General features: G+C 56.3%; 20 protein-coding genes. 3 read left to right on the top strand and 17 right to left on the bottom strand.

All coding sequences use genetic code 11. The features are described 5' to 3' along the window. Positions 1-27 precede the first annotated feature (27 nt). The 12 genes from DYE26_RS05180 to DYE26_RS05125 all read right to left on the bottom strand — a co-directional run bounded on the left by DYE26_RS05180 (position 28) and on the right by DYE26_RS05125 (position 12748). The gene (locus tag DYE26_RS05180) at positions 28-1206 is read right to left on the bottom strand and encodes a nitrate/nitrite transporter (protein ID WP_036628104.1); all 1179 of its coding nucleotides are present in this window, start codon (positions 1204-1206) and stop codon (positions 28-30) included. 186 nt (positions 1207-1392) lie between these two features. Then, positions 1393-2040 carry a response regulator transcription factor gene (locus tag DYE26_RS05175; protein ID WP_036622774.1) on the bottom strand — a complete coding sequence of 216 codons (648 nt, stop codon included), beginning with the start codon at positions 2038-2040 and terminating at the stop codon, positions 1393-1395. Between the two features lie 47 nt (positions 2041-2087). Next, complete coding sequence (locus DYE26_RS05170; protein WP_051985864.1) at positions 2088-3113, bottom strand: sensor histidine kinase; 1026 nt, start codon at positions 3111-3113, stop codon at positions 2088-2090. A 41-nt stretch (positions 3114-3154) separates the two neighbouring features. Next, entirely contained in the window at positions 3155-3616 is a 462-nt protein-coding gene (locus tag DYE26_RS05165; RefSeq protein ID WP_036622770.1) for a GAF domain-containing protein, read from the bottom strand. 36 nt (positions 3617-3652) lie between these two features. Next, positions 3653-4339 carry a respiratory nitrate reductase subunit gamma gene (gene narI, locus DYE26_RS05160; protein ID WP_036622768.1) on the bottom strand — a complete coding sequence of 229 codons (687 nt, stop codon included), beginning with the start codon at positions 4337-4339 and terminating at the stop codon, positions 3653-3655. Then, positions 4326-4901, bottom strand: a complete 576-nt coding sequence (narJ, locus tag DYE26_RS05155) for a nitrate reductase molybdenum cofactor assembly chaperone (RefSeq protein WP_036622766.1) — start codon at positions 4899-4901, stop codon at positions 4326-4328. The genes narI and narJ overlap by 14 nt, the downstream gene beginning before the upstream one ends. Further along, complete coding sequence (narH, locus tag DYE26_RS05150) at positions 4894-6438, bottom strand: nitrate reductase subunit beta (RefSeq protein WP_036622764.1); 1545 nt, start codon at positions 6436-6438, stop codon at positions 4894-4896. The genes narJ and narH overlap by 8 nt, the downstream gene beginning before the upstream one ends. Next, complete coding sequence (locus DYE26_RS05145; protein WP_036622762.1) at positions 6428-10111, bottom strand: nitrate reductase subunit alpha; 3684 nt, start codon at positions 10109-10111, stop codon at positions 6428-6430. The genes narH and DYE26_RS05145 overlap by 11 nt, the downstream gene beginning before the upstream one ends. A 536-nt stretch (positions 10112-10647) precedes the next feature. Beyond that, a complete protein-coding gene (locus DYE26_RS05140) occupies positions 10648-11049 on the bottom strand; it encodes an NUDIX hydrolase (protein ID WP_036622760.1) in 402 nt (133 codons plus the stop codon). Between the two features lie 42 nt (positions 11050-11091). Then, the gene (locus tag DYE26_RS05135; protein ID WP_036622758.1) at positions 11092-11583 is read right to left on the bottom strand and encodes a DMT family transporter; all 492 of its coding nucleotides are present in this window, start codon (positions 11581-11583) and stop codon (positions 11092-11094) included. Between the two features lie 13 nt (positions 11584-11596). Further along, positions 11597-12295, bottom strand: coding sequence for a Crp/Fnr family transcriptional regulator (locus DYE26_RS05130; RefSeq protein WP_036622756.1), 699 nt, complete (start codon positions 12293-12295; stop codon positions 11597-11599). A gap of 27 nt (positions 12296-12322) precedes the next feature. Then, positions 12323-12748: a DMT family transporter gene (locus DYE26_RS05125; protein ID WP_036622754.1), complete on the bottom strand. Its 426-nt coding sequence runs from the start codon at positions 12746-12748 to the stop codon at positions 12323-12325. 174 nt (positions 12749-12922) lie between these two features. On the opposite strand from DYE26_RS05125, the gene DYE26_RS05120 reads away from it, so the two are divergent. Further along, positions 12923-13483: a GNAT family N-acetyltransferase gene (locus DYE26_RS05120; RefSeq protein WP_036622752.1), complete on the top strand. Its 561-nt coding sequence runs from the start codon at positions 12923-12925 to the stop codon at positions 13481-13483. Positions 13484-13511: 28 nt separating this feature from the next. Here the strand turns inward: DYE26_RS05120 and DYE26_RS05115 are convergent, their stop codons facing one another. Together DYE26_RS05115 and DYE26_RS05110 are read right to left on the bottom strand one after the other, a co-directional pair. After that, complete coding sequence (locus tag DYE26_RS05115) at positions 13512-14045, bottom strand: GNAT family N-acetyltransferase (RefSeq protein ID WP_036622750.1); 534 nt, start codon at positions 14043-14045, stop codon at positions 13512-13514. 68 nt (positions 14046-14113) lie between these two features. Continuing rightward, positions 14114-14539, bottom strand: coding sequence for a MarR family winged helix-turn-helix transcriptional regulator (locus DYE26_RS05110; protein ID WP_036622748.1), 426 nt, complete (start codon positions 14537-14539; stop codon positions 14114-14116). Between the two features lie 158 nt (positions 14540-14697). Between DYE26_RS05110 and DYE26_RS05105 the strand changes: the two genes are divergently transcribed. Then, entirely contained in the window at positions 14698-16176 is a 1479-nt protein-coding gene (locus tag DYE26_RS05105; protein ID WP_082207764.1) for an MFS transporter, read from the top strand. Positions 16177-16399: 223 nt separating this feature from the next. Continuing rightward, positions 16400-16822, top strand: a complete 423-nt coding sequence (locus tag DYE26_RS05100; protein ID WP_051985421.1) for a hypothetical protein — start codon at positions 16400-16402, stop codon at positions 16820-16822. 83 nt (positions 16823-16905) lie between these two features. On the opposite strand, the gene DYE26_RS05095 is transcribed toward DYE26_RS05100, so the two are convergent. The 3 genes from DYE26_RS05095 to DYE26_RS05085 are packed head-to-tail and all read right to left on the bottom strand — an operon-like array spanning position 16906 to position 19172. Next, entirely contained in the window at positions 16906-17193 is a 288-nt protein-coding gene (locus DYE26_RS05095; protein ID WP_036622746.1) for a hypothetical protein, read from the bottom strand. Between the two features lie 55 nt (positions 17194-17248). Next, complete coding sequence (locus DYE26_RS05090) at positions 17249-17938, bottom strand: nucleotidyltransferase family protein (RefSeq protein ID WP_036622743.1); 690 nt, start codon at positions 17936-17938, stop codon at positions 17249-17251. After that, a complete protein-coding gene (locus DYE26_RS05085; RefSeq protein ID WP_036622741.1) occupies positions 17931-19172 on the bottom strand; it encodes an XdhC family protein in 1242 nt (413 codons plus the stop codon). The genes DYE26_RS05090 and DYE26_RS05085 overlap by 8 nt, the downstream gene beginning before the upstream one ends. Positions 19173-19512: the final 340 nt, after the last annotated feature.

The raw sequence follows: 19512 nt of genomic DNA, 5'->3' as shown, positions 1-19512 counted from the left end.
AGGCTGTTTTCATGAAAACGGCTAGCTTTAATTGCTGATATTGGACGTCTTCGCCGGCAAGCTCGCCTTGTCATGGTAGAGCATCCAAAGAACGAGGATCACGCTGGCCAGCGCCACCTGCGACAGCAGCATAAATCCGATCGAATACTGCCCGGTCACCGAATGGATATAAGATAACAGCAGCGGCGGGAAAAATCCGCCGAGTCCGCCCATCATCGAAACGATCCCGTTGACGATTCCGGCCTGCTTGTTGAAATACTGCGGCACCAGCTTAAAGATCACCCCGTTCCCGATTCCCGCGGCGATCGCGATAACGAGGCAACCGACGGTATATAAGGTGAACGTCGGCGAGAAGGCCAACACGATCGCGGCCACGGTAAAGGCCGTAAAGACCCCGACCAGCAGATACAGCGCGTTGAAGCGGTCCGCCAGCCAACCGCCAACCGGGCGCATGAACGTAGCGAGCGCGATGAAGCCGGCCGTCCGCATCCCCGCGTCAACCTTGCTAAGGTCGAAATTCGTGACGAGGAAATTCGGCAAATACACGGTAAAAGCGACAAACGAGCCAAAGGTAATGAAATAGAGCAGCGAAAACAGCCACAGCTTTTCGTTTTTGTAGACGCCTTTGATCTGTTCCAGCATCGACGTTTTCACTTTGACTTCCTTGCGGTCGCCAAGGAGAAAATTCAATGCCGCAAACACCAACAGCAAAACCAGATACAGCTTCACGGTCATCGACCAGCCGATTTGCGTAGCGACGACGGGCGCCGAAAAAGAGGTGACGGCCGTTCCCAGATTCCCCAATCCGTATACGCCGTTCACCAAGCCATGGCGCTCTTTGGGGTAATATTTCGGCAGCGACGTAACGCCGACGGAAAATACGGCCCCGCCGATCCCGAGGAACAACCCGCCGATGATCAGATCGACGTATGACTTCGCTTCGCTGATGTAGTACACCGGAAACAGCAACAAGACGAAGCTGATCAAAAAGACGAGCCGGGCCCCAAAGATGTTGGTGTAATAACCGATAGGTATACGAAGCACAGAACCAAGCACGACCGGAATCGCCGTGATGATCGCCACCTTGTCGGGCGGGATGTTGATGTCTTCGCCCATAAACGACACGAGCGAAGAGATGATCACCCACACGGCAAAACCAACGATAAGATTTAATGTTTGCAGCGGTAATTGAACTTTTCTTATCAAATAGATCACCTTTCCCAAATTACTGAATGAACTGCGATCGGATTCCCCAATCCGTATTGTAGAGGAGATCACCGCCCGGCTAAAATAGGGAAATCCCTCGCTTGCGTTCCGGAACTCCCTAACCGGGCCGTTTGGACACAAAAAAGCCCATAATCATCAAACGACGATTATGGGCAAGCGCTTGGATTAAAAGTCCAGCAGCTTCTTTTTGAGCGCGTATTCCACCAGCTCCGGCCTTGTTTTTAAATTCAGCTTCTCCATCAGCTTCGCTTTATGCGCCTCGACGGTTTTTACGGAAATATGCAGCATCTCGGCGATTTCCTTATTGCCGTAGCCCTTGGCCACCAGCGGCAAAATCTCGATCTCGCGGGTGGATAAAATCCGGTAGGGACTGCTCTCGTCCGCCTCCTGGTTTTGGTTGATGAACTCGCGGACAAGCGAGGTGGCCAGCTTCGGGTGGATGTAAACGCCGCCTTGATGCACCATGCGGATCGCCGAGACCAGCTGTTCGTCCGGAGCGTTTTTCAGCACATAACCTTTGGCTCCGTTTTTCAGCACATGGAACAGATATTCCTCATCGTCATACATGGTCAGGATAATGATTTTCGTATCGGGAAAATCCTCGTTGATCTTCGCGGTGGCGATCAGTCCGCTTTCGCCGGGAGGCATGCTGAGATCCATCAGCAGAATGTCCGGCCGATGCTTCGCCACCATTTTGTAGGCTTCGATCCCGTCGGCGGCCGTCGCGACGACCTCCATGTCTTCCTGAAAATTGATGATCATCGCAAAGCCGCTGCGGACGACGGCATGGTCATCGGCAATGACAACCTTCATGATCCGCTCCTCCCTTCCAACTCCGTTCTATTATGCAGACTACCCCGTCAGGGGCTGACCGTTCCGTCCGGTCCGACCGGAACCTTGAGCAGCACCGTCGTCCCCTTCCCCGGCTCCGAGGTGATAACAATCTCCCCGTTTACCAGTTCGGCCCGTTCTTTCATCCCGTACAAGCCGAGGCCGGTTCCCTTCGGGTCTCTGGCATTGACGTCAAAGCCGTTTCCCCGGTCCTCGACGACCAGCTCCAGCTTGCGGTCCGCGATGTACAGCCGCACGGTGATTTCGTCGACATCGGCGTACTTTAAGGCGTTGAGCAGCGATTCCTGGCAGACCCGGTAAACGACCGTTTCGACCTCGTTATTGAACCGCAGTCCGCCCAGCTCCGCGTTAAAACGGACGACCACCCCGTAGTTTTTCTCGACCCATTTGAAATGGGAGCGGAAGGCCGCCTCCAGGCCAAGGTCGTCCAGCGACGCCGGACGAAGCTCCACGGACAGATTGCGGATCTGCTCCAGCAGCCGGGTCAAGGAGGCTTCGGTCTGCCGGATTTTTTGCAGCGCATCCTCCTGCACGTTCAAATATTTCAGCACGCGCAGATCGACAAGCGAACTGACGAGCTCTTGCGCCACGCTGTCGTGCAGCTCGCGCGAAATCCGTTTGCGCTCGTCTTCCTGGGCCTTGATGATGCTTTTGGTCATCGTGTTGCGGTTCAAGGTCTGTTGAGTCAGCAGATGATTCGTCAGATCGCGCAGCATCAAAACGCGGATGCCGGCCTGTTCATCGACCGTGTGGAAAGCGGCGGAATACGGAACGAGACCCCGGTCCTTCGTTTCCAGATAAAGCTGGAAGGAGCTGAAATCTTTAAGCGGATTGGACAAATAACAATCCAAACAGGTCATCGGCTCCTCTTCGCTGGTGTAGCCCCGGCAGGCAAAGCAAAAGGCGTTGTTTCCGTCCGGTTTCCCCCGGCGGAACATCCGCGGGTCAAGCAATTGCTCCGCCGTCGGATTCATGGCGATAACTTCGTTGTCGCGGTCGAAGAAAATGATCGCTTCCGCGCTGTGTCCATACATTTTCAGCAAAAGCTCGGGCGAAATCTGCAGCGAAGGCTGGCTCACGGGATGGTCAACTCCTTTACGGCAAAATCTCCGAACCGGCCGTGAAGCGCCCCGTATAAGGCTTGCAGCGTGTCTTGGGGCATCGTTTGCCCCCCGCGGCAGCCGATCAGCAGCACACCTTCCACGCGGTCCGCCAAATATAAGGGAATGGCCGCAAGGCCGGTCAGCTTCTCCGACATGACGATCGGATAATTGATTAATTCCTTTTGGTTGAGCTGCTCCCGGACGCTGGTCACCAGGATCGGGATGCCGGTTTTGAACACGATGCCGGCAATCCCTTTTCCGGATTGGAGAACGATGCGCTTATAGCGGTCATTTAAATTGCCGGAAGCGAATTGCCACGTGATCACGTAATCGTTGACCGCCGTCTGCGCGAACGCGAGGGCGGCGAAATCGTAACCCGCTTGCTCCCTAAGCTGATCTATTTTGAACTGGTAATCGCTGGACAATGGCTTCATACGCTAAGCTCCTAATTTCAAATCCTTCTGCCGGCGTTAATGCTGGCGGTGCTTCCTATAAAGGATATAGCTTCTCCGGGCATAATTCAAGGGTACACTCCAAACATGAACGAGCCGGGTAAACGGCCACAGCGCAAAAATCAAAAATCCCCCTATAATATGAATTTTAAACGAAAGCGGCACTTCCGCCATATAGGCGGCCTCCGGGCGAAACACCAGCAGGTTGCGGAACCACACCGATATCGTCTCCCGGTAATCGAATTCCGGCTGCACATTGTTTGTAACCAGCGTGGAGAACAGGCCCATAAAAACAATGGACAATAGCAGCAAATTGACCACGATATCCGAAACCGAGCTTAAGCGGCGGATCGTTTTTTTCGTCAGGCGGCGCGCCGTCAAGATCAGCATCCCGGCAAACGTGACGACGCCGAAAAATCCCCCGCCGTACATCGCGCCGATATGGTACAAATGCTCGCTGACGCCCATGGCGTTCATCCACGACTTCGGAATCCCCAGCCCGGCGACATGCCCGAGAATGACCGGAATGACGCCGATATGGAACAGAAGGCTGCCGATCATCAGCTGTTTTTTCTCGATAAATTCGCTGGATTTGGCCGTCCAGTTAAATTGGTCGTAGCGGTAGCGGAAAATATGGCCGACGATAAAAACGGCGACGCACAGATAAGGAAATATAACCCAGGCAAACTGATCAACCAAGCTCACTAGCGTTCACCTCCTGCCGAAGACACAGCTTAAACGTTTCCCTTAACCCCTTGATGAGATAAAAATAAGGACTGTCCTGCTTCTCGAGCGACTTCATCAGTTTGTACGTGCCGTCTTCAAGCACGGTGAGCAGCGTTTGCATGGCGGTTTCGGCCTGCTCCTGATTCAGCCATTGGGCGGCATAGAGAAACTCGCACATCACCGGCAGGTAATCCGGCAGCTCCCGGCCTTCCATTTCCAGACCGTACAGCTCGTAAACGCCCTTAAGCGCCGTCAGCATTTGCCCGCGTTCCCGCGAATCTTCATATTTGAAGTAGGTCATATAAAGCGTCGACGATTTCTCGAAATCGAACGTCTGCACATACTGTTCTTCGATGTCGTCCATGCTGAGCAGGAGCATCCGTTCCCGGTATGCCGCGATCGGTTCACGGACCGCAGGAGGGCAGTTTAGCTCCTCCGCTTCGCGCAGCTCGCGAAAAGCCGCTTTGTCGGGGTAGGCCAATTGACCGGCAAAAAAGCCGAACATCTCTTTATACTCATGCAGCTTGACAAGATCAATCACGCCAGATCCCCCCGTAAAAGTTCTGTTCGTATAAATCCTGGCCGCTCTTGCCTTTTTCCTGCGCAGTGAAGGCCGGGCCGCAGCCGCCGCAGTCCATTCCGAACCCTTCCGAGCCCTGGGCGCGGTACGGGTCCATGTAGCCTTCCTTATGCGAAGTCGGAATCACGAAGCGGTCTTCGTATTTGGCGATCGCCAGCAGGCGGTACATTTCCTCGATTTGCCGGGCTGACATGCCTACCCGGTCCAGGCGGCTTTCGTCAAACGGTTTCCCGGAAAAGTGCGCCCGCTGATACGAACGCATCATCGCCATGCGCTGCAGCGCGACTTTTACCGCCCCGGTGTCTCCGGCGGTCAACATATTGGCCAAATATTGGATCGGCGTTCTCATCTCTTCGATCGCCGGGAAGATCAGGTCCGGATTTTGAATCGAATCCCGGCCTTCGAAATAGCTCATGATCGGGCTCAGCGGCGGCACGTACCAAACCATCGGCAGCGTGCGGTATTCCGGGTGCAGCGGGAACGCCAGCTTATATTCGATCGCCAGTTTGTATACCGGCGAATTTTGCGCGGCTTCGAGCCATTCCTCGCTAAGCCCGTCCTTGCGCGCCTGCTCGATGATTGCGGGATCGTTCGGATCGAGGAACAGGTCCAGCTGCGCCTGGTACAAGTCCTGCTCATTCGGCATGGAAGCCGCTTCCTGCACGCGGTCCGCGTCGTACAGCAGCACGCCGAGGTAGCGGATCCGGCCGGTGCACGTTTCCGAGCAAACGGTCGGCAGCCCCGCCTCGATGCGCGGGAAGCAGAAGGTGCATTTTTCCGCCTTGTTCGTTTTCCAGTTGAAGTACACCTTCTTGTACGGGCAGCCCGTCATGCAGTAGCGCCAGCCGCGGCAGGCCTCCTGGTCGACGAGCACGATGCCGTCCTCATCGCGCTTGTAGATCGCGCCCGAAGGGCAGGACGCCACGCAGCTTGGGTTGAGGCAATGCTCACAGAGCCGCGGCAGGTACATCATAAACGACTGCTCGAAGCTGAATTTGATCTCCTCTTCGATTTTTTCGATGTTGGGATCTTTGGGCCCGGTGATATGTCCGCCGGCCAGATCGTCTTCCCAGTTGGGCCCCCAGTCGATGTCCATCGGCTCGCCGGAGACCGCCGATTTCGGGCGCGCCGTAGGCTGGTGCTTTTTCTCGCCCGAATTCGTCAGCTTCTCATAGTCGTAGGTCCACGGCTCGTAATAATCTTTCATTTCCGGCATGTCCGGGTTGTAGAAAATTTTCCCGAGGGCGATCTTGGACAGCTTGCTGCCGGATTTCAGCTCCAGCTTGCCGTTCTTCAGCGTCCAGCCCCCTTTGTACTGCTCCTGGTCCTCCCAACGCTTTGGATAGCCGATGCCCGGCTTCGTCTCCACGTTGTTGAACCAGACGTATTCCGCGCCTTCGCGGTTCGTCCAGGTGCTTTTGCATGTGACGCTGCACGTATGGCAGCCGATACACTTATCGAGATTCATCACCATGGCAATTTGCGCTTTAATCTTCAAGCCAATCGACCTCCTTCAGTTTGCGCACGGCCACGTACACGTCCCGCTGGTTGCCGATCGGACCGTAGTAGTTAAAGCCATAGCTCAGCTGGGCGTAACCGCCGACCAATTGCGTCGGCTTCAAATGGATGCGCGTCGGCGCGTTGTGGCTGCCGCCCCGCTCCTTGGTAATCGCGGAGCCCGGCACGTTGATGTGTTTGTCCTGGGCATGATACATAAACATCGTGCCTTTCGGCATTTTGTGGCTGACGACCGCTCTCGCCGTCACGACGCCGTTGCGGTTGAACACTTCCAGCCAATCGTTGTCGGCGATGTTGTGCTGCTCGGCGTCCTCGCGGCTGATCCACACGGTTGGGCCGCCGCGGAACAAGGTCAGCATGTGCAGGTTGTCTTGGTACGTGCTGTGGATGTTCCATTTGCCGTGCGGCGTCAAATACCGCAGCACCAGCGCGTTTTCGCCTCCGGCGACCTGCTTGTCGCGGGGGCCGAACACCATCGGCGGCAGCGTCGGCTTATAAACCGGCAAGGCTTCGCCGAACTGGAGGAAGATTTCGTGATCCAGGTAAAAATGCTGCCGCCCGGTCAACGTGCGGAACGGAACAAGCCGTTCGATATTGGTCGTAAACGGCGAATACCGGCGGCCCGATTTGTTCGAGCCGGTGAACACCGGCGTCGGAATAACCTCGCGCGGCTGGGCCGTAATGTTCGCGAACGTGATCTTTTCGGCGGCGCGGTCGGCAGAAATATCCTTAAGCTCCACACCGTGTTCCTGCTCGGCGGATTCCCAAGCCCGCTGCGAAACTTTCCCGTTCGTCGCCGAAGACAGATGCAGCACGGCGTTGGCCGCGTGTCTGGCCGTATGCAGCTTCGGCCGCCCGTTTTTGATCGTGTCGTCGAAATAAGCGCCATTGATGGACTTAAGTTCTTCGTACTCTTCCTTCACCGGGAACGATACCCCGTGGGCGCCGACTTTGCCGGTCTCGAGATTAGGCCCGAGCGTAACGTATTTGTCGTAAATTTTCGTGTAATCCCGCTCAACCACGGTAAAGCCGGGCATCGTTTTGCCCAGGACCGGCTCGATCTCGCCGCGTTTCCAATCCTTCACCTCGCCGTACGGCTGGGAGATTTCGCCGATGGAATCATGGCCGAGCGGTGAGCTTACGATGTCCTTGTAGACGCCCGGCAGATGCTCTTTCGCCATGTCCGACAGGACGCCGGCCAGCGTGCGGTAAATATCCCAGTCGGAGCGCGATTCCCACAGCGGATCGATCGCCGGGTTAAACGGATGCACGAACGGGTGCATGTCGGTCGAGGAGATGTCGACCTTCTCGTACCAGGTCGCCGCCGGCAGCACGATATCGGCGTACATCGGCGTCGCGGTCATGCGGAAATCCAAAGACACAAGCAGGTCGAGCTTTCCTTCGACCTCATTGCGCCAGACGATTTCCTGCGGCTTTTCCTCTTCGTTCGGCGTGGACAGCAGCCCGTTATGCGTGCCGAGCAGATGTTTCATGAAGAACTCCTGCCCTTTGGCCGAGCTGGAGATCAGGTTCGAGCGCCAAACGAACATCGTACGCGGGAAGTTCTCCGGCGCGTCCGGGTCCTCGATCGCAAACTTCGTTTCGCCCTTCACGACCTGTTCGTACGCGTACTTGATAATGTCGGCGTTTTCGGTCTTTCCGGCTGCCGCCGCTTCCGCGGCAAAAGCCAGGCTGCTTTTGTTGAACTGCGGGTAAGACGGCAGCCAGCCCAGGCGCGCGGCCAGCACGTTGTAATCCGCCGGATGGCTGTATTTCGTTTGGCCGCCCGTCGGCGATTTGAGTGAATCCGTGCTCATTTCCTCGTATTTCCACTGATCGGTGGCGAAATAGAAAAACGAGGTGGCGTTTTGCAGCCTTGGCGGGGCCTGCCAGTCGCGGGCGAACGCGATCGTCGACCAGCCCTCGATCGGCCGGCATTTTTCCTGGCCGACATAGTGGGCCCAGCCGCCGCCGTTTACGCCCTGCGAGGCCGTCAGCACAACCAGGTTCAGGATCGAGCGGTAAATCGTATCGCTGTTGAACCAGTGGTTGATGCCCGCGCCCATGATGATCATCGAGCGCCCGCCGGTATCGAGCGCGTTTTGGGCGAATTCCCGGGCGATTTGCACGACGAGCGAAGCTTTGACGCCGGTGATCTTCTCCTGCCAGGCCGGCGTGTAATGCGAGCTGGCGTCGTCATAGCCGGCCGCCGTATGCGCGTTCGAGCCGCCGGGACGCTTCACGCCGTATTGGCTGAGCATCAGGTCATACACGGTGGCCGCCAGCCGGGTCGAACCGTCGGCGAGCGTAATCCGCTTCGCCGGAATCGTCCGGGCAAACGTGCCGTTGCCGCTCTGGTCGAAATACGGGAAGACGATTTCCGTCCACTCGGCTTCATGGCCTTCGACCGAAAGCGCCGGCTTGATGGCCGTTCCGTCTTCGCGTTCGAGCTTGAGGTTCCATTTCACGTCTTTTTCCCAGCGCTGCCCCATCGTCCCGTTGGGGACGATCAGCTCGTTTTCCGCTTCGTCGATAATAACGGGCTTCCATTCGGCGTGCTCCGAACGTTCGCCGAGATCGCTGGCTCTCAGGAACCGTCCGGCCTTGTATTTGCCTTCATGCGAATCGAGCAAAATCAGGAACGGCATGTCCGTATACTGCTTGGCATAGTTCAGGAACATCGGCTCCTGGCGCCGCACGTAGAACTCGTCCAAAATGACATGCGTCATCGCCTGCGCGACGGCCGCGTCGGTTCCCGGATGCGGGGCCAGCCAGTTGTCGGCGAACTTGACGTTTTCCGCGTGGTCCGGGGCTACGGACACCACTTTGGTCCCTTTATACCGCACCTCGGTCATAAAGTGGGCGTCCGGCGTGCGCGTCAGCGGCACGTTGGAGCCCCACATGATGAGGTAGCCGGCATTGTACCAGTCGGACGATTCCGGCACGTCGGTCTGCTCGCCCCAGATTTGCGGCGAAGCCGGCGGCAAATCGGCGTACCAGTCGTAGAAGCTGAGCATTTCCCCGCCCAGCAGGGAGATAAAGCGCGCGCCCGATGCGTAGCTGATCATCGACATGGCCGGGATCGGCGTAAAGCCGGCGATCCGGTCGGGCCCGTATTTTTTTATGGTATAGATGAGCTGCGCGCCGATAAGACGGGTAGCTTCCTCCCACGTCACGCGCACATGGCCGCCTTTGCCGCGGGCTTGCTTATACGATTTGGCGGCTTCCGGATTTTCCACGATGCTGGCCCATGCCTCCACCGGGTTGTCGCCTTGCTTTGCCAGCGCCTCTTTCCACAGCCGCAGCAGGCGCCCGCGCATATACGGATATTTCACCCGCAGCGGGCTGTATTCGTACCAGGAAAACGATGCGCCCCGCGGACAACCGCGCGGCTCAAATTCCGGCATGTCCGGCCCGCAGGACGGATAATCGATCTGCTGGTTTTCCCAGGTGATGATGCCGTTTTTCACAAAAACCTTCCAACTGCAGGAGCCGGTACAGTTGACCCCGTGCGTCGTGCGCACCACTTTGTCGTGCGACCAGCGGCCGCGGTACATGTTCTCCCATTCCCGGCTTTTTTCTTCAACGATCGACCAGTTTCCCGAATAGCCTTCCTTCGGTTTGAAAAAAGTTAGTCCTGATCTTTTTTTCATAGGAAGCGTTCACTCCTTCATCCACGAATGAATGCATTTGATCGGGGAATCCAATGATATTCATTCTGTCTGTTTCCATTATGGAACGGCGCGCCTCCATCTTCCCATCAGGGAAATCCCTGATGATGGCGGTGAAAACCCTATTAAAAAAACCGCTGAGCGGGTCAGCGGTTTTCATTGCAGGATGGCTACCGGGTGATAACGGCGGTTGTGTGGCGGTTCGGCGGTCCGTTGTATGGTGTTGCGATGTGCGGTGATACGGCGGTGCGCTTATTTCCCCCATTCCCCATTTCAGCACGGAAATAAGCACAATTTTTGTCTTTATTTGCTGCTGAATGTGCTCCTGAATATGCTTCTAAATATACTTCTAAATATACTTCTAAATATACTTCTAAATATACTTCTAAATATACTTCTGAATATGCTTCTTAATACGCTTCGAAACGACAGACAGACGACTCCCAACTCTCAAACTCCTTACCACCCAATCTCCCTGCCTCCCTATTCCCCTACCCCTAATCTCGCTAGGTCCTCCATCAAGCCAGCAAGTTCTTCTCATGCAGCTCGTCAAAAATGATCCGGCTGATCAGCGACGTCCGGTCCCGGTCGGCATAGCCGAGCCAGGCCAGTTCTCCGATTTCGGAGGCGGGCGCAAGGTCACCCGCGCAGTCGGCCGTATAACACGTCATCTTGACGAGCACCCCTTCCGGCTTGCCGTCGGCTTGAGCCTCGAACGCACCGTAATAGGCGATCGTTTCCGGCTTGATGCGTACGGACAACTCCTCGCCGATTTCGCGCTGCAGCGTTTCGGCGTCGGTTTCGCCGGGCTCCCGCTTCCCTCCGGGAAAATAAAAAAGCTCCTTCCCCTTGGAGCGGACGCTCAAAATTTGCCCATCCCGGATACAAATCCAAGCGATTTTATCGATATGCTCCGGCATATTCTTTTCCTCCTCGTTCTCTAAATATAGTTCTTCAGTTCTTCAGTTCAACGCTTCCCTCTTCGCCTTCTTGGCGGTGGCCGCCGCCTCGGACCGGCGCCGTTCACCCAGTTTATACACGAAGATCCCTCCGACGATGACCAATACGCCAATCAGCTGTTTCGGCGTAAACGGAACCTTCTGCAGCCCGAGCCAGCCCATGGAATCGAACAACAAAGCAAATCCCAGCTCGGAGGTCATAACGATCGCCACGGCGTAGGTCGGCCCCAAACGTTTAACTCCCTGCACCATGCAGGTGACGACGCCCACGCCGATCAAGCCGCTGAAATAAAACCAAGCCTGCATATCGCGCAGCGCGAACATATTTTTCCCTTCGAGCAACAATCCGATCACAAAAGAAGCGGCAAACCCGAGACCCAGCACGAGCGTGGTGGTCGTCCAGGTACCCGTATGCTCATTGACTTTGTTGTTAAAAATATTTTGTATACCGACCAGAGAACCCGCGATCAGCGCCAATAAGATCCCTAAAACCATCGTTTCCTCCCGATTATTCGTAAATATTCCGGTGCGTCTGCTTCTGCAGGCCTTCCCTGTCCTTGACCAAAATGCCCTTCCGGCTCCGTTCGATCAGCCCGCGGGCGGCGAACTTTTGCAGCACCCGGTTCAGATGCCGGTAGCTGGTGCCGATCAGATTGGCCGCATCCGTCAGGTCCGCGGTGCTAAGCTCCCTCCTATAACCCGCGCCGGATTCGTCAAACGATACGGACAGCAAATAACTGGCAAGCCTGACCTCCACCGGATACAGCAGATTAAAGCTCAGCGAGCTAGACTTCATATAAAATTTGTTAGTGATGATGTCCAGCAAAAAACGCAGCAGCGGAGAATGATCGCCGCAGTATTTCCGCAGCCAGCGGTACTCCACTGCGATCATGTGCACCGGGGATACCGCCTCGACCGTGTTGATGATATCGCTGCCCCGGATATATTCCACGTCCCCGATCACTTCAAGCGGCGTCTTGAAGGAAATCACGAGCGTCCGCCCTTCCTCCGACGTGTTGTATATTTTGATTTTCCCATTCACCAAAACATACATCACCCCGGAGGGCTCCCCTTGGGCGCAAATCAACTCGCCTTGGTCGAAAGTAAGCAGCGTCAAGTGCGGGATGAGCGGCTCCGTAAATACGTTATCCAATTGATGCGTCTGCATATAGGCTTTAAGCTGCCCGCGATCTTCGATTTCTTTCAAGTTCCGATCCTCCCAAGCTCGGCCGGCCTACAATTTAAGAATCGCGACGCCGGCAATCATCAGCGCGATGCCGACAAACTGCGGCAGCCGCATTTTTTTCTTTTCGATGCCAAACCATCCGGTGCTGTCGATCAGGAAAGTCATGCACAGCTGGGCGATCAGCACGGCCGCGATCGAAAGCGTGACCCCGACATGCTGAATCGCCGTGACATTGGAGAAAATAATGATCGCCGCGAGCGCTCCGCCGCCGAGATATAACGGCTGCACGCGCCCCAGCTGCTTCAGATTGCCGTCCCGGATAAACAGCCAGATGAGCCAGGCCGCGATAAAGCCGGTGAACTGCGTTAACGCGGCCGCAGGCCAGGTGCCGATGCTCGAGCTGATCCGCGAATTCGCCACCCCTTGGAGTGTAATAAAGGCCCCCGCCAAAAACGCAAATAACAAGCCTTTCATGGTGTTCTCCCCTCTTCATAGTCTGTTCATATTAAAAGATAACACGGGACCTTTTGGAAAGGACATATGTCCTGAAGTTTGGAATCGGTGAAAATTTGCCGCAGCCACGCCGCTGTATTACTATTTAAAGACACGCTGCTTAACATTCATTCATCGCTTGAGGAGGCGCCTTCATTGCAGCTAAAATTCGAAACAATAACGTATTGGGACGAAACCTGGTGGGAACGGCTCGGCCCGATTTACCGGGAAGCCTTCCCGCACGGATCCAAACCGGAAAAAGTGCTGCGAAGCATGTTAAACAAGGGGATCGCCTGCATGCACGCAGGGACTCTGGACGGCGAAGCGGCTGCCATGGCGGTTGCCGGGTTTAGCGGCCCTGTGGAAAATAGACGGCTGATCCTGGATTATATGGCCATCCGCCGCGATTTGCGCGGAAAAGGGCTGGGCGCGGGCTTTTTCAAGCAAATCCGCGATTGGGCGGCCAGCGAAAGCCAAGTTAAGGCAATCATCATTGAAGCCGAGGCCGATGATACGGAGGAAAACCGCAGCCGCCTGAAATTTTGGGAGCGGTGCGGTTTTATCGCCACGTCTTATTTACACCAGTATATTTGGGTCCCCGAGCCCTACCGCGCCCTTTACCTTCCGCTGTCCGCCGGTTTTGCCGTCACGGATGACGGGCAATCCCTTTTTCGCGATATCACTTCGTTTCATCACAAATCGTTCCGCGGACATTAAGCCGTTGCTTTTTTTGCATTTTTTTCTTTTAGCCCTGCTCTTGGTCCGGATCGGAAAACACCTTTTCAAACACCGGAAAAACCGCAACCCGGCGCGGAAAATTCACTTCCCCACGCTGGTCGTATCCCAAACCGCGATACAGCTTAAGCGCGGACGCGTTTTTCGCGTAGGTATCCAGGCGGATGCTCCGGTAACCGTTTTGCTGCGCAAATCGTTCCGCATAAGCGATCAGAGTGCGGGCGATCCCCCGCCCCTGCGCCGCCGGATCGACGGCCAGCCGGTGCATGATCAAATTCGGCCCCTCCGGCTGCCTCCAAACGATGGACTCATATTCCTCGTCCTGACGTTCGTCCAGCACGACGATGCCAACCACAACACCGCCGCTTTCTGCCGCAAACAGCGTCCCTCGCCGCAAATCCTCCGTGATAACCTCGCGGTTCGGGTAGGTCTCGTCCCATTGATCGCTCCCGCTGTCCCTCATAACTTGAATGCAGCGGGCCATCAGCCCCATAATTTCGTCCAATTGTTCCAATTGTCCTATACGAATCAATACGTCCGCCATAATCGCCCGCCTTTCGTTCCTATAAATAATATGGATTGAACCTAGGGAAAATAGATCCGACGGCAGCTTTAATCCGCCTGATAGCTGTCGTAGATCTTTTGCAGCAAACTCGATAGCTGTTCCTTTTCCGCCTCCGTCAAGCAGCTTGTAAACCGGCGGTTATGTTCCTCAAAAATCCGCCGCAGCGTCGGCTCGAAGTCTTTGGCCTTTTGGGTCGGATACAACCGGTAGGAGCGGCGGTCGTGATCGTCGATCCGGCGGTAAACATAGCCCGCCTCCTCCAGCTGCTTTACGCAGCGGGCCGTGGTCGCTTTGTCGAACTTGGCTTCGCTTGTCAGCTGATCCTGATTGATCCCGGGGTTCGCCAAAATGGCCTTCAGGTAAGTGTGGTGCCCCCCGCCGCCGATGTCGTAAGGCTTCAGCAAGGCGGCTAGCTGCTTTTGGTTCATGCGCTGGATGTATGAGATCAACTTGCCGACGAAAAACTTCTCCATCCCTATTCACCTCTTTGCGAGCGGTCTGTTTTACGAAAATTTTACTAAAATTCTGTTGCAAGCGCAACTAAATCGGAGTAAACTGGAACCAGCAAAAAAAGTTGCGTGTGCAACAAATGCAATCTTTGGGTTTACCGAACAAGAGAGGTGTAGTTTGTATGAAAACGGAAAGTATGGGCGCTCCGGTATCCTATCAGGAGGATCCGCAAATCCAAAAGCGGCGCTGGCTTATTCTCGTCGTGCTGAATCTGTTTACGTTTATGTCGACGCTCGACGGCAGCATCGTTAACATCGCCCTCCCCGTTATTTCTAAGCAGCTTGATCTGCAGGTTGCCGAGGCCGAATGGGTGGTCACCGCCTACTTAATGATGATCTGCGCGGCGATTCTTTTTTTCGGCAAGCTGGGGGACATCGTCGGAAAAATCAAAGTTTTCAAGTGGGGCATGATTATCTTTACCGTGGGTTCGCTGCTTTGCGGGTTCAGCTCTTCATTGACGATGCTGGTCGGCTCGCGGTTGATCCAAGCGTTGGGGGCGTCGATGACGATGGCCAACAACCAGGGCATTATCACGGATATTTTTCCGGCTACGGAACGGGGGCGGGCGTTGGGGCTGATCGGCACGTTCGTATCTTTGGGCAGCATCGCCGGACCAAGCTTGGGCGGCGTCATCGTGTCCGCGCTCGGTTGGGAATATATTTTCTGGGTCAACATTCCGGTAGGGCTCATCGCCATCGTGATCGGCTGGAGAACGCTGCCTGCGGACCGCACCAAGCTGGGGGTAAAAATCGACAAAGCCGGCAGCCTGCTGTTCCCTTTATTTATTCTCGCCTTGTTCTCCGGCTTGCTGCTGGGACAGCAGATCGGCTACCGCGACCCGCGTATTATCGCCGCCCTGATCATTGCGGCCGTGGTGTTTATCGTTTTTCTCTGGATCGAAACGCGCAAGACCGAACCGATGCTGCAGCTGTCGCTGTTTAAAAATCCGCTGTTCAGCCTAAGCATCCTGTGCGGATTTCTCGTTTTTGTCGCCAATTTTTGTTTTAATATTATCGCACCTTTTTATACACAGAGCATTTTGAACCTTTCCCCATCGCATGCCGGGCTGCTGATGATGTTGTTCCCGATCGTGATGGTGATCGTCGCTCCGCTCAGCGGCGCGCTGTCGGACAAAATCGGTTCCGAGCTGCTCACCTTCGCCGGCCTGATCGTGATGGTCATCGCCCAGGTTGGCCTCGCCGGTCTTCACGGGAGCAGCCCTATTTTCCTGGTCGGCGTATGGATCGGGATGCTCGGTCTTGGAAGCGGCTTGTTCCAATCGCCCAACAATTCGCTGGTGATGTCCAAGGTGCCGAGAACGCAGCTGGGGATCGCCGGCAGCATCAACTCGCTTGTGCGCAACGTCGGCATGGTGGTCGGGATTACCGTCGCCACCACGACCTTGTTTGGCGTCATGAGCAGCCTCGCCGGCCAGCGGGTTACGGGACTGGTGCCGGGGCGCCCCGATCTGTTCCTCTCCGGCATGCACGTCGTCTTTATGACCTCGGCGACCATCTGCCTGGTGGCCGCGGTGCTGACGGGCTGGCGTCTATGGTCGGCCAAACGCGCCGTTCGCGGCGAACAGCTGCGTTCGCAGTAGGCCTTCGCTAACAACTTTCCATGATGATAAACGGCTTCCTATCGGCAAGCAGCCGGAGGCGGCCTTTTTTTTGCGGGCTAAAGCGGCTAAAAACTTGCGGGAATGATCCACGCCTACCTGCTTGGCTTACCAAATTGAGTCAACTGAACCGCTACCTTTATCCAAACGAGCGTCGTTTAGCAACATAAAATAAAAGCAGAAAACCAAAGGAGATGATAGTCCTATGGCAAGAACATTACTGGATTACAATGCATCGGTAGTTTCGCCCGCAACCAATGTCGGTCCGGCGATCCCGATCCCTATTTCACCGGCCGGTGTCCAAATCGCCGCCGTCTCGGTGTTCATTGATCCGGCAAACCCCGCTTCATTTAACAACCGGGTGGAACTGAAAGCCACGGTCGGCGTCGAGGCGTTAGCCGATACCCCGAATATTTTGGTGCGGATTTGGAGGGCGGGTACGGAAATATTTTACGGGCTCGTGGAATTGGAAGATCTCTTTAACGATTGGGGCCTGATCACCGTGAATATGGTAGAGCAAGCTCCGCTCGGTACGCAAAACTACCAGTTAATCGTGGAAAATCAAGACAACAATGCCGCGGCAAGAGTTGTAGGTCCGATCGTTTTTACAGCTACGGCCATCGGGTAATCGCTTCTCGTGCCAACAAAAACAGAAGATCGCCCCATTCAGGCCAGAAAGGCGCTGGAAGCGGCGATCTTCTGTTTTTGTGTTTACGTCCATTCCACCCGGGTCAAAAGCTGGTGTTTCAGCAGCGCCAAAATAAAGTCCGTGTAAAAATCCTTGCGAACAACCACCTTGTATTGCTGCTCCCGACCTTCATTCATGTAGAACAAAACATCCGTGTAGACGTCGTTTTCCTCGAACTGCTTCTGCACGTCCCGCATTTTTGCCAGCACAGGCTCCTTCTGCAGGAAGGTAATCTCAAACTCCACATCGGCATCGCCCGCCGTTTCGCGGATCTCGAGACGCTCGGGATCAAACCGGTATGTGAGCTCCATCTTACATCACTCCTAACATGGATTGACCTAAGAATAACGTCTCTCTCCCGGCAAATCAAGTTTTGGAAAAAGCATTCCGCACATAACTTCGATAGTCCTCCGGCGTGTCGATATCACCCGGCGCCGGACCGGGGACAGCGGAATATACAATGCGATCGTTAAATTTGCGCAGAAGGTCTTTGGCGCCCACGTCGCCGTTCAGCGCGGTCAGTTCGGCAAACAGCGGGGCGGCAAACAGCACCGGATGGGCCGGACGATCCTCATAACGGGCCTGAACGATCCATGCTCTGGTTTCCCGGAACGTACCGGTCACCCGGCGGATCGAATCGGGCTTTATTTCCGGCTGATCGCCAAGCAGCACCAGGATGGCCTGCATTGAATGGCGCGCCGACAGCTGCCGCACGCCGGCGGCCAGCGATGCGCCGAGCCCCCGTGCTGAAGCATCCGTTTCAAGCCATTCGGTAACCTCCGCCAAATCCGGTCGAACATCGGCCGCTCCCGCTGTCATCATGCCCCCGGCTCCCGCCCGCAGCACCGGCCGGACCTCCAGGTGCTTCCGCTTGACCGGGCCGTTTGCGGCGGCGATAACCGCCACCCGGCAGCTGCCGGAAGACAACGCCTGATATACCGTTTGCTTAAGCACATTGCCTTGGGGCGCCGGAAGCAGCAGCTTGGGCCGGCCCATCCGCGCCGACGCCCCGCCGGCGAGAATCAACGCCCAGACGGCGTTTGCCCAGTCAGACATGGCAAGTAGTCTCCGAAGTTTGGCAGAGATCCCGCGGCGCAAGGCACGCTTCGGCAACCTGCGCGGCCGAGGATGCCGCGCGCAGCCCTTTACGGTTGCGTAGAAATCCCCCGGGCTTGCCGTTTCGGCAGGCCAACATTTCCGCAAGGATGCTCATGGCGATCTCCTGTGGCGTAGCCGCCCCGATATCCAGGCCAACGGGGGAATACAGCTTATCCAAGAGGCTGCGGTCTATGCCGCTGCGCTGCGCTTCACCCTGCTCCGTCTCCTGCTCCGTTCCCTGCTCCCCGGCTTCGCCAAGGCTTCCGTCTGCTTCATCTGCCTTATGCGGATGTTCCCGCCCGGGCCCCATATGCTCCAATATTCTTTCCAGCCGGTATCTCGAGCCGACGAGCCCCAGATAAGCCACCTCCGGCGTAAGCATCTTTCGCACCGCTTCGCGGTCCAAGTCGAGATTGTGCGACATGACCACCACGAATTTGCCTTTGACGTCCACTTGGTCAAAGGCAAGGCGCGGAATGATCAGCAGTTCGTCCGCCTCCGGGAACCGGCTTTTGCCCGCTTTTTCCGTCGCATGGTAGGCGACGGTGACGCGCCACTGCAGCATTTTCGCCATGCTGCAGAGCACGCGGGCATCGTCGCCGGCGCCGACGATGACCAGTTCCGGGCGCGGTGCGATGCGTTCGACCAGCAGCTCCAGCCGGGAGCTGCCGCGTACGTCTCGCACCAGCCCGGCCGTCCGGCCGCCGTCAAGCCGGCCGGCGTACGCCCCGCTGGGGCTAACCCCGCGCGTGCCCGGCGGAACGGCGACGGGATCGGAGGAAACGATCACCGTCACCGCCTCGTAGGGCTCCCGCGTTTCCGCACGCCCCAGCAGGTCGGATAAAATCCGGTCCGCCGCCTCGGGAGCGCGCACCGGATCAAACGGCTCCAGCCAAACGGTGATCGCACCGTTGCAGCCGAGCCCAAGCCCCCAAACGCCGTCGCCTTTGACCCGGAAGTCGTAGAACAGCTTTAGCGGCTCGCCGGAACGCAGCACCTCCGCGGCGTGCCCGCGCAAATCCTCCTCGATGCAGCCGCCGCTGAGGATACCCGTCACTTCCCCATCCTCGTGGATAAGGCAGCGCGCCCCTTCGCGGCGGTAAGCGGAGCCGTCCACCTCGATCACCGCAGCCACGGCGCAGCGCCGTCCTTCCGTCCGGCAAGCGAGCAGCGAGCGGGTTATCTCCTCCATACTCAGGTCATCTCCATCCGTGTCAATTCGGCAGGTTCTATCGTTTCGGCCGCGTCGGCCGCGATTTTATCGCCGTTAAACAGTACGCGGTCTTTGGCCAAAATATGCCGGGGCCTTGAATGGCCGCCCGGATTTTTTCAATATGATAGCGTATAAAATTTCCGGCGGATTAAAGGACGAAGTGCGGGTGTAGAGGTGACAGGAGAAGCGGAACCTGAAGAAGCGGGGAAACGGGGAGCTAAGGGACTCCTAAGGCTCTATCCGCAAAAAAATGGAGGTTTGCCAAATGTAACGGACCGAGATGACGTTATTTCCCTCGAATCGGCCGGGTGAGCTCGTT

The sequence above is a fragment of the Paenibacillus macerans genome, assembly GCF_900454495.1.
GTDB lineage: Bacteria > Bacillota > Bacilli > Paenibacillales > Paenibacillaceae > Fontibacillus > Fontibacillus macerans.
This window is presented reverse-complemented; position numbering and strand designations above follow the sequence as displayed.

What these genes read in the sequence shown, in the direction of transcription:
- DYE26_RS05095 (WP_036622746.1), bottom strand. Translation starts at nt 17,193, where the DNA reads ATGGAGCTCACATACCGGTTTGATCCCGAGCGTCTCGAGATCCGCGAA.
- DYE26_RS05090 (WP_036622743.1), bottom strand. Translation starts at nt 17,938, where the DNA reads ATGTCTGACTGGGCAAACGCCGTCTGGGCGTTGATTCTCGCCGGCGGG.
- DYE26_RS05100 (WP_051985421.1), top strand. Translation starts at nt 16,400, where the DNA reads ATGGCAAGAACATTACTGGATTACAATGCATCGGTAGTTTCGCCCGCA.
- DYE26_RS05125 (WP_036622754.1), bottom strand. Translation starts at nt 12,748, where the DNA reads ATGAAAGGCTTGTTATTTGCGTTTTTGGCGGGGGCCTTTATTACACTC.
- DYE26_RS05105 (WP_082207764.1), top strand. Translation starts at nt 14,698, where the DNA reads ATGAAAACGGAAAGTATGGGCGCTCCGGTATCCTATCAGGAGGATCCG.
- DYE26_RS05170 (WP_051985864.1), bottom strand. Translation starts at nt 3,113, where the DNA reads ATGTATGGACACAGCGCGGAAGCGATCATTTTCTTCGACCGCGACAAC.
- DYE26_RS05145 (WP_036622762.1), bottom strand. Translation starts at nt 10,111, where the DNA reads ATGAAAAAAAGATCAGGACTAACTTTTTTCAAACCGAAGGAAGGCTAT.
- DYE26_RS05165 (WP_036622770.1), bottom strand. Translation starts at nt 3,616, where the DNA reads ATGAAGCCATTGTCCAGCGATTACCAGTTCAAAATAGATCAGCTTAGG.
- DYE26_RS05110 (WP_036622748.1), bottom strand. Translation starts at nt 14,539, where the DNA reads ATGGAGAAGTTTTTCGTCGGCAAGTTGATCTCATACATCCAGCGCATG.
- DYE26_RS05140 (WP_036622760.1), bottom strand. Translation starts at nt 11,049, where the DNA reads ATGCCGGAGCATATCGATAAAATCGCTTGGATTTGTATCCGGGATGGG.
- DYE26_RS05135 (WP_036622758.1), bottom strand. Translation starts at nt 11,583, where the DNA reads ATGGTTTTAGGGATCTTATTGGCGCTGATCGCGGGTTCTCTGGTCGGT.
- DYE26_RS05115 (WP_036622750.1), bottom strand. Translation starts at nt 14,045, where the DNA reads ATGGCGGACGTATTGATTCGTATAGGACAATTGGAACAATTGGACGAA.
- DYE26_RS05085 (WP_036622741.1), bottom strand. Translation starts at nt 19,172, where the DNA reads ATGGAGGAGATAACCCGCTCGCTGCTCGCTTGCCGGACGGAAGGACGG.
- DYE26_RS05175 (WP_036622774.1), bottom strand. Translation starts at nt 2,040, where the DNA reads ATGAAGGTTGTCATTGCCGATGACCATGCCGTCGTCCGCAGCGGCTTT.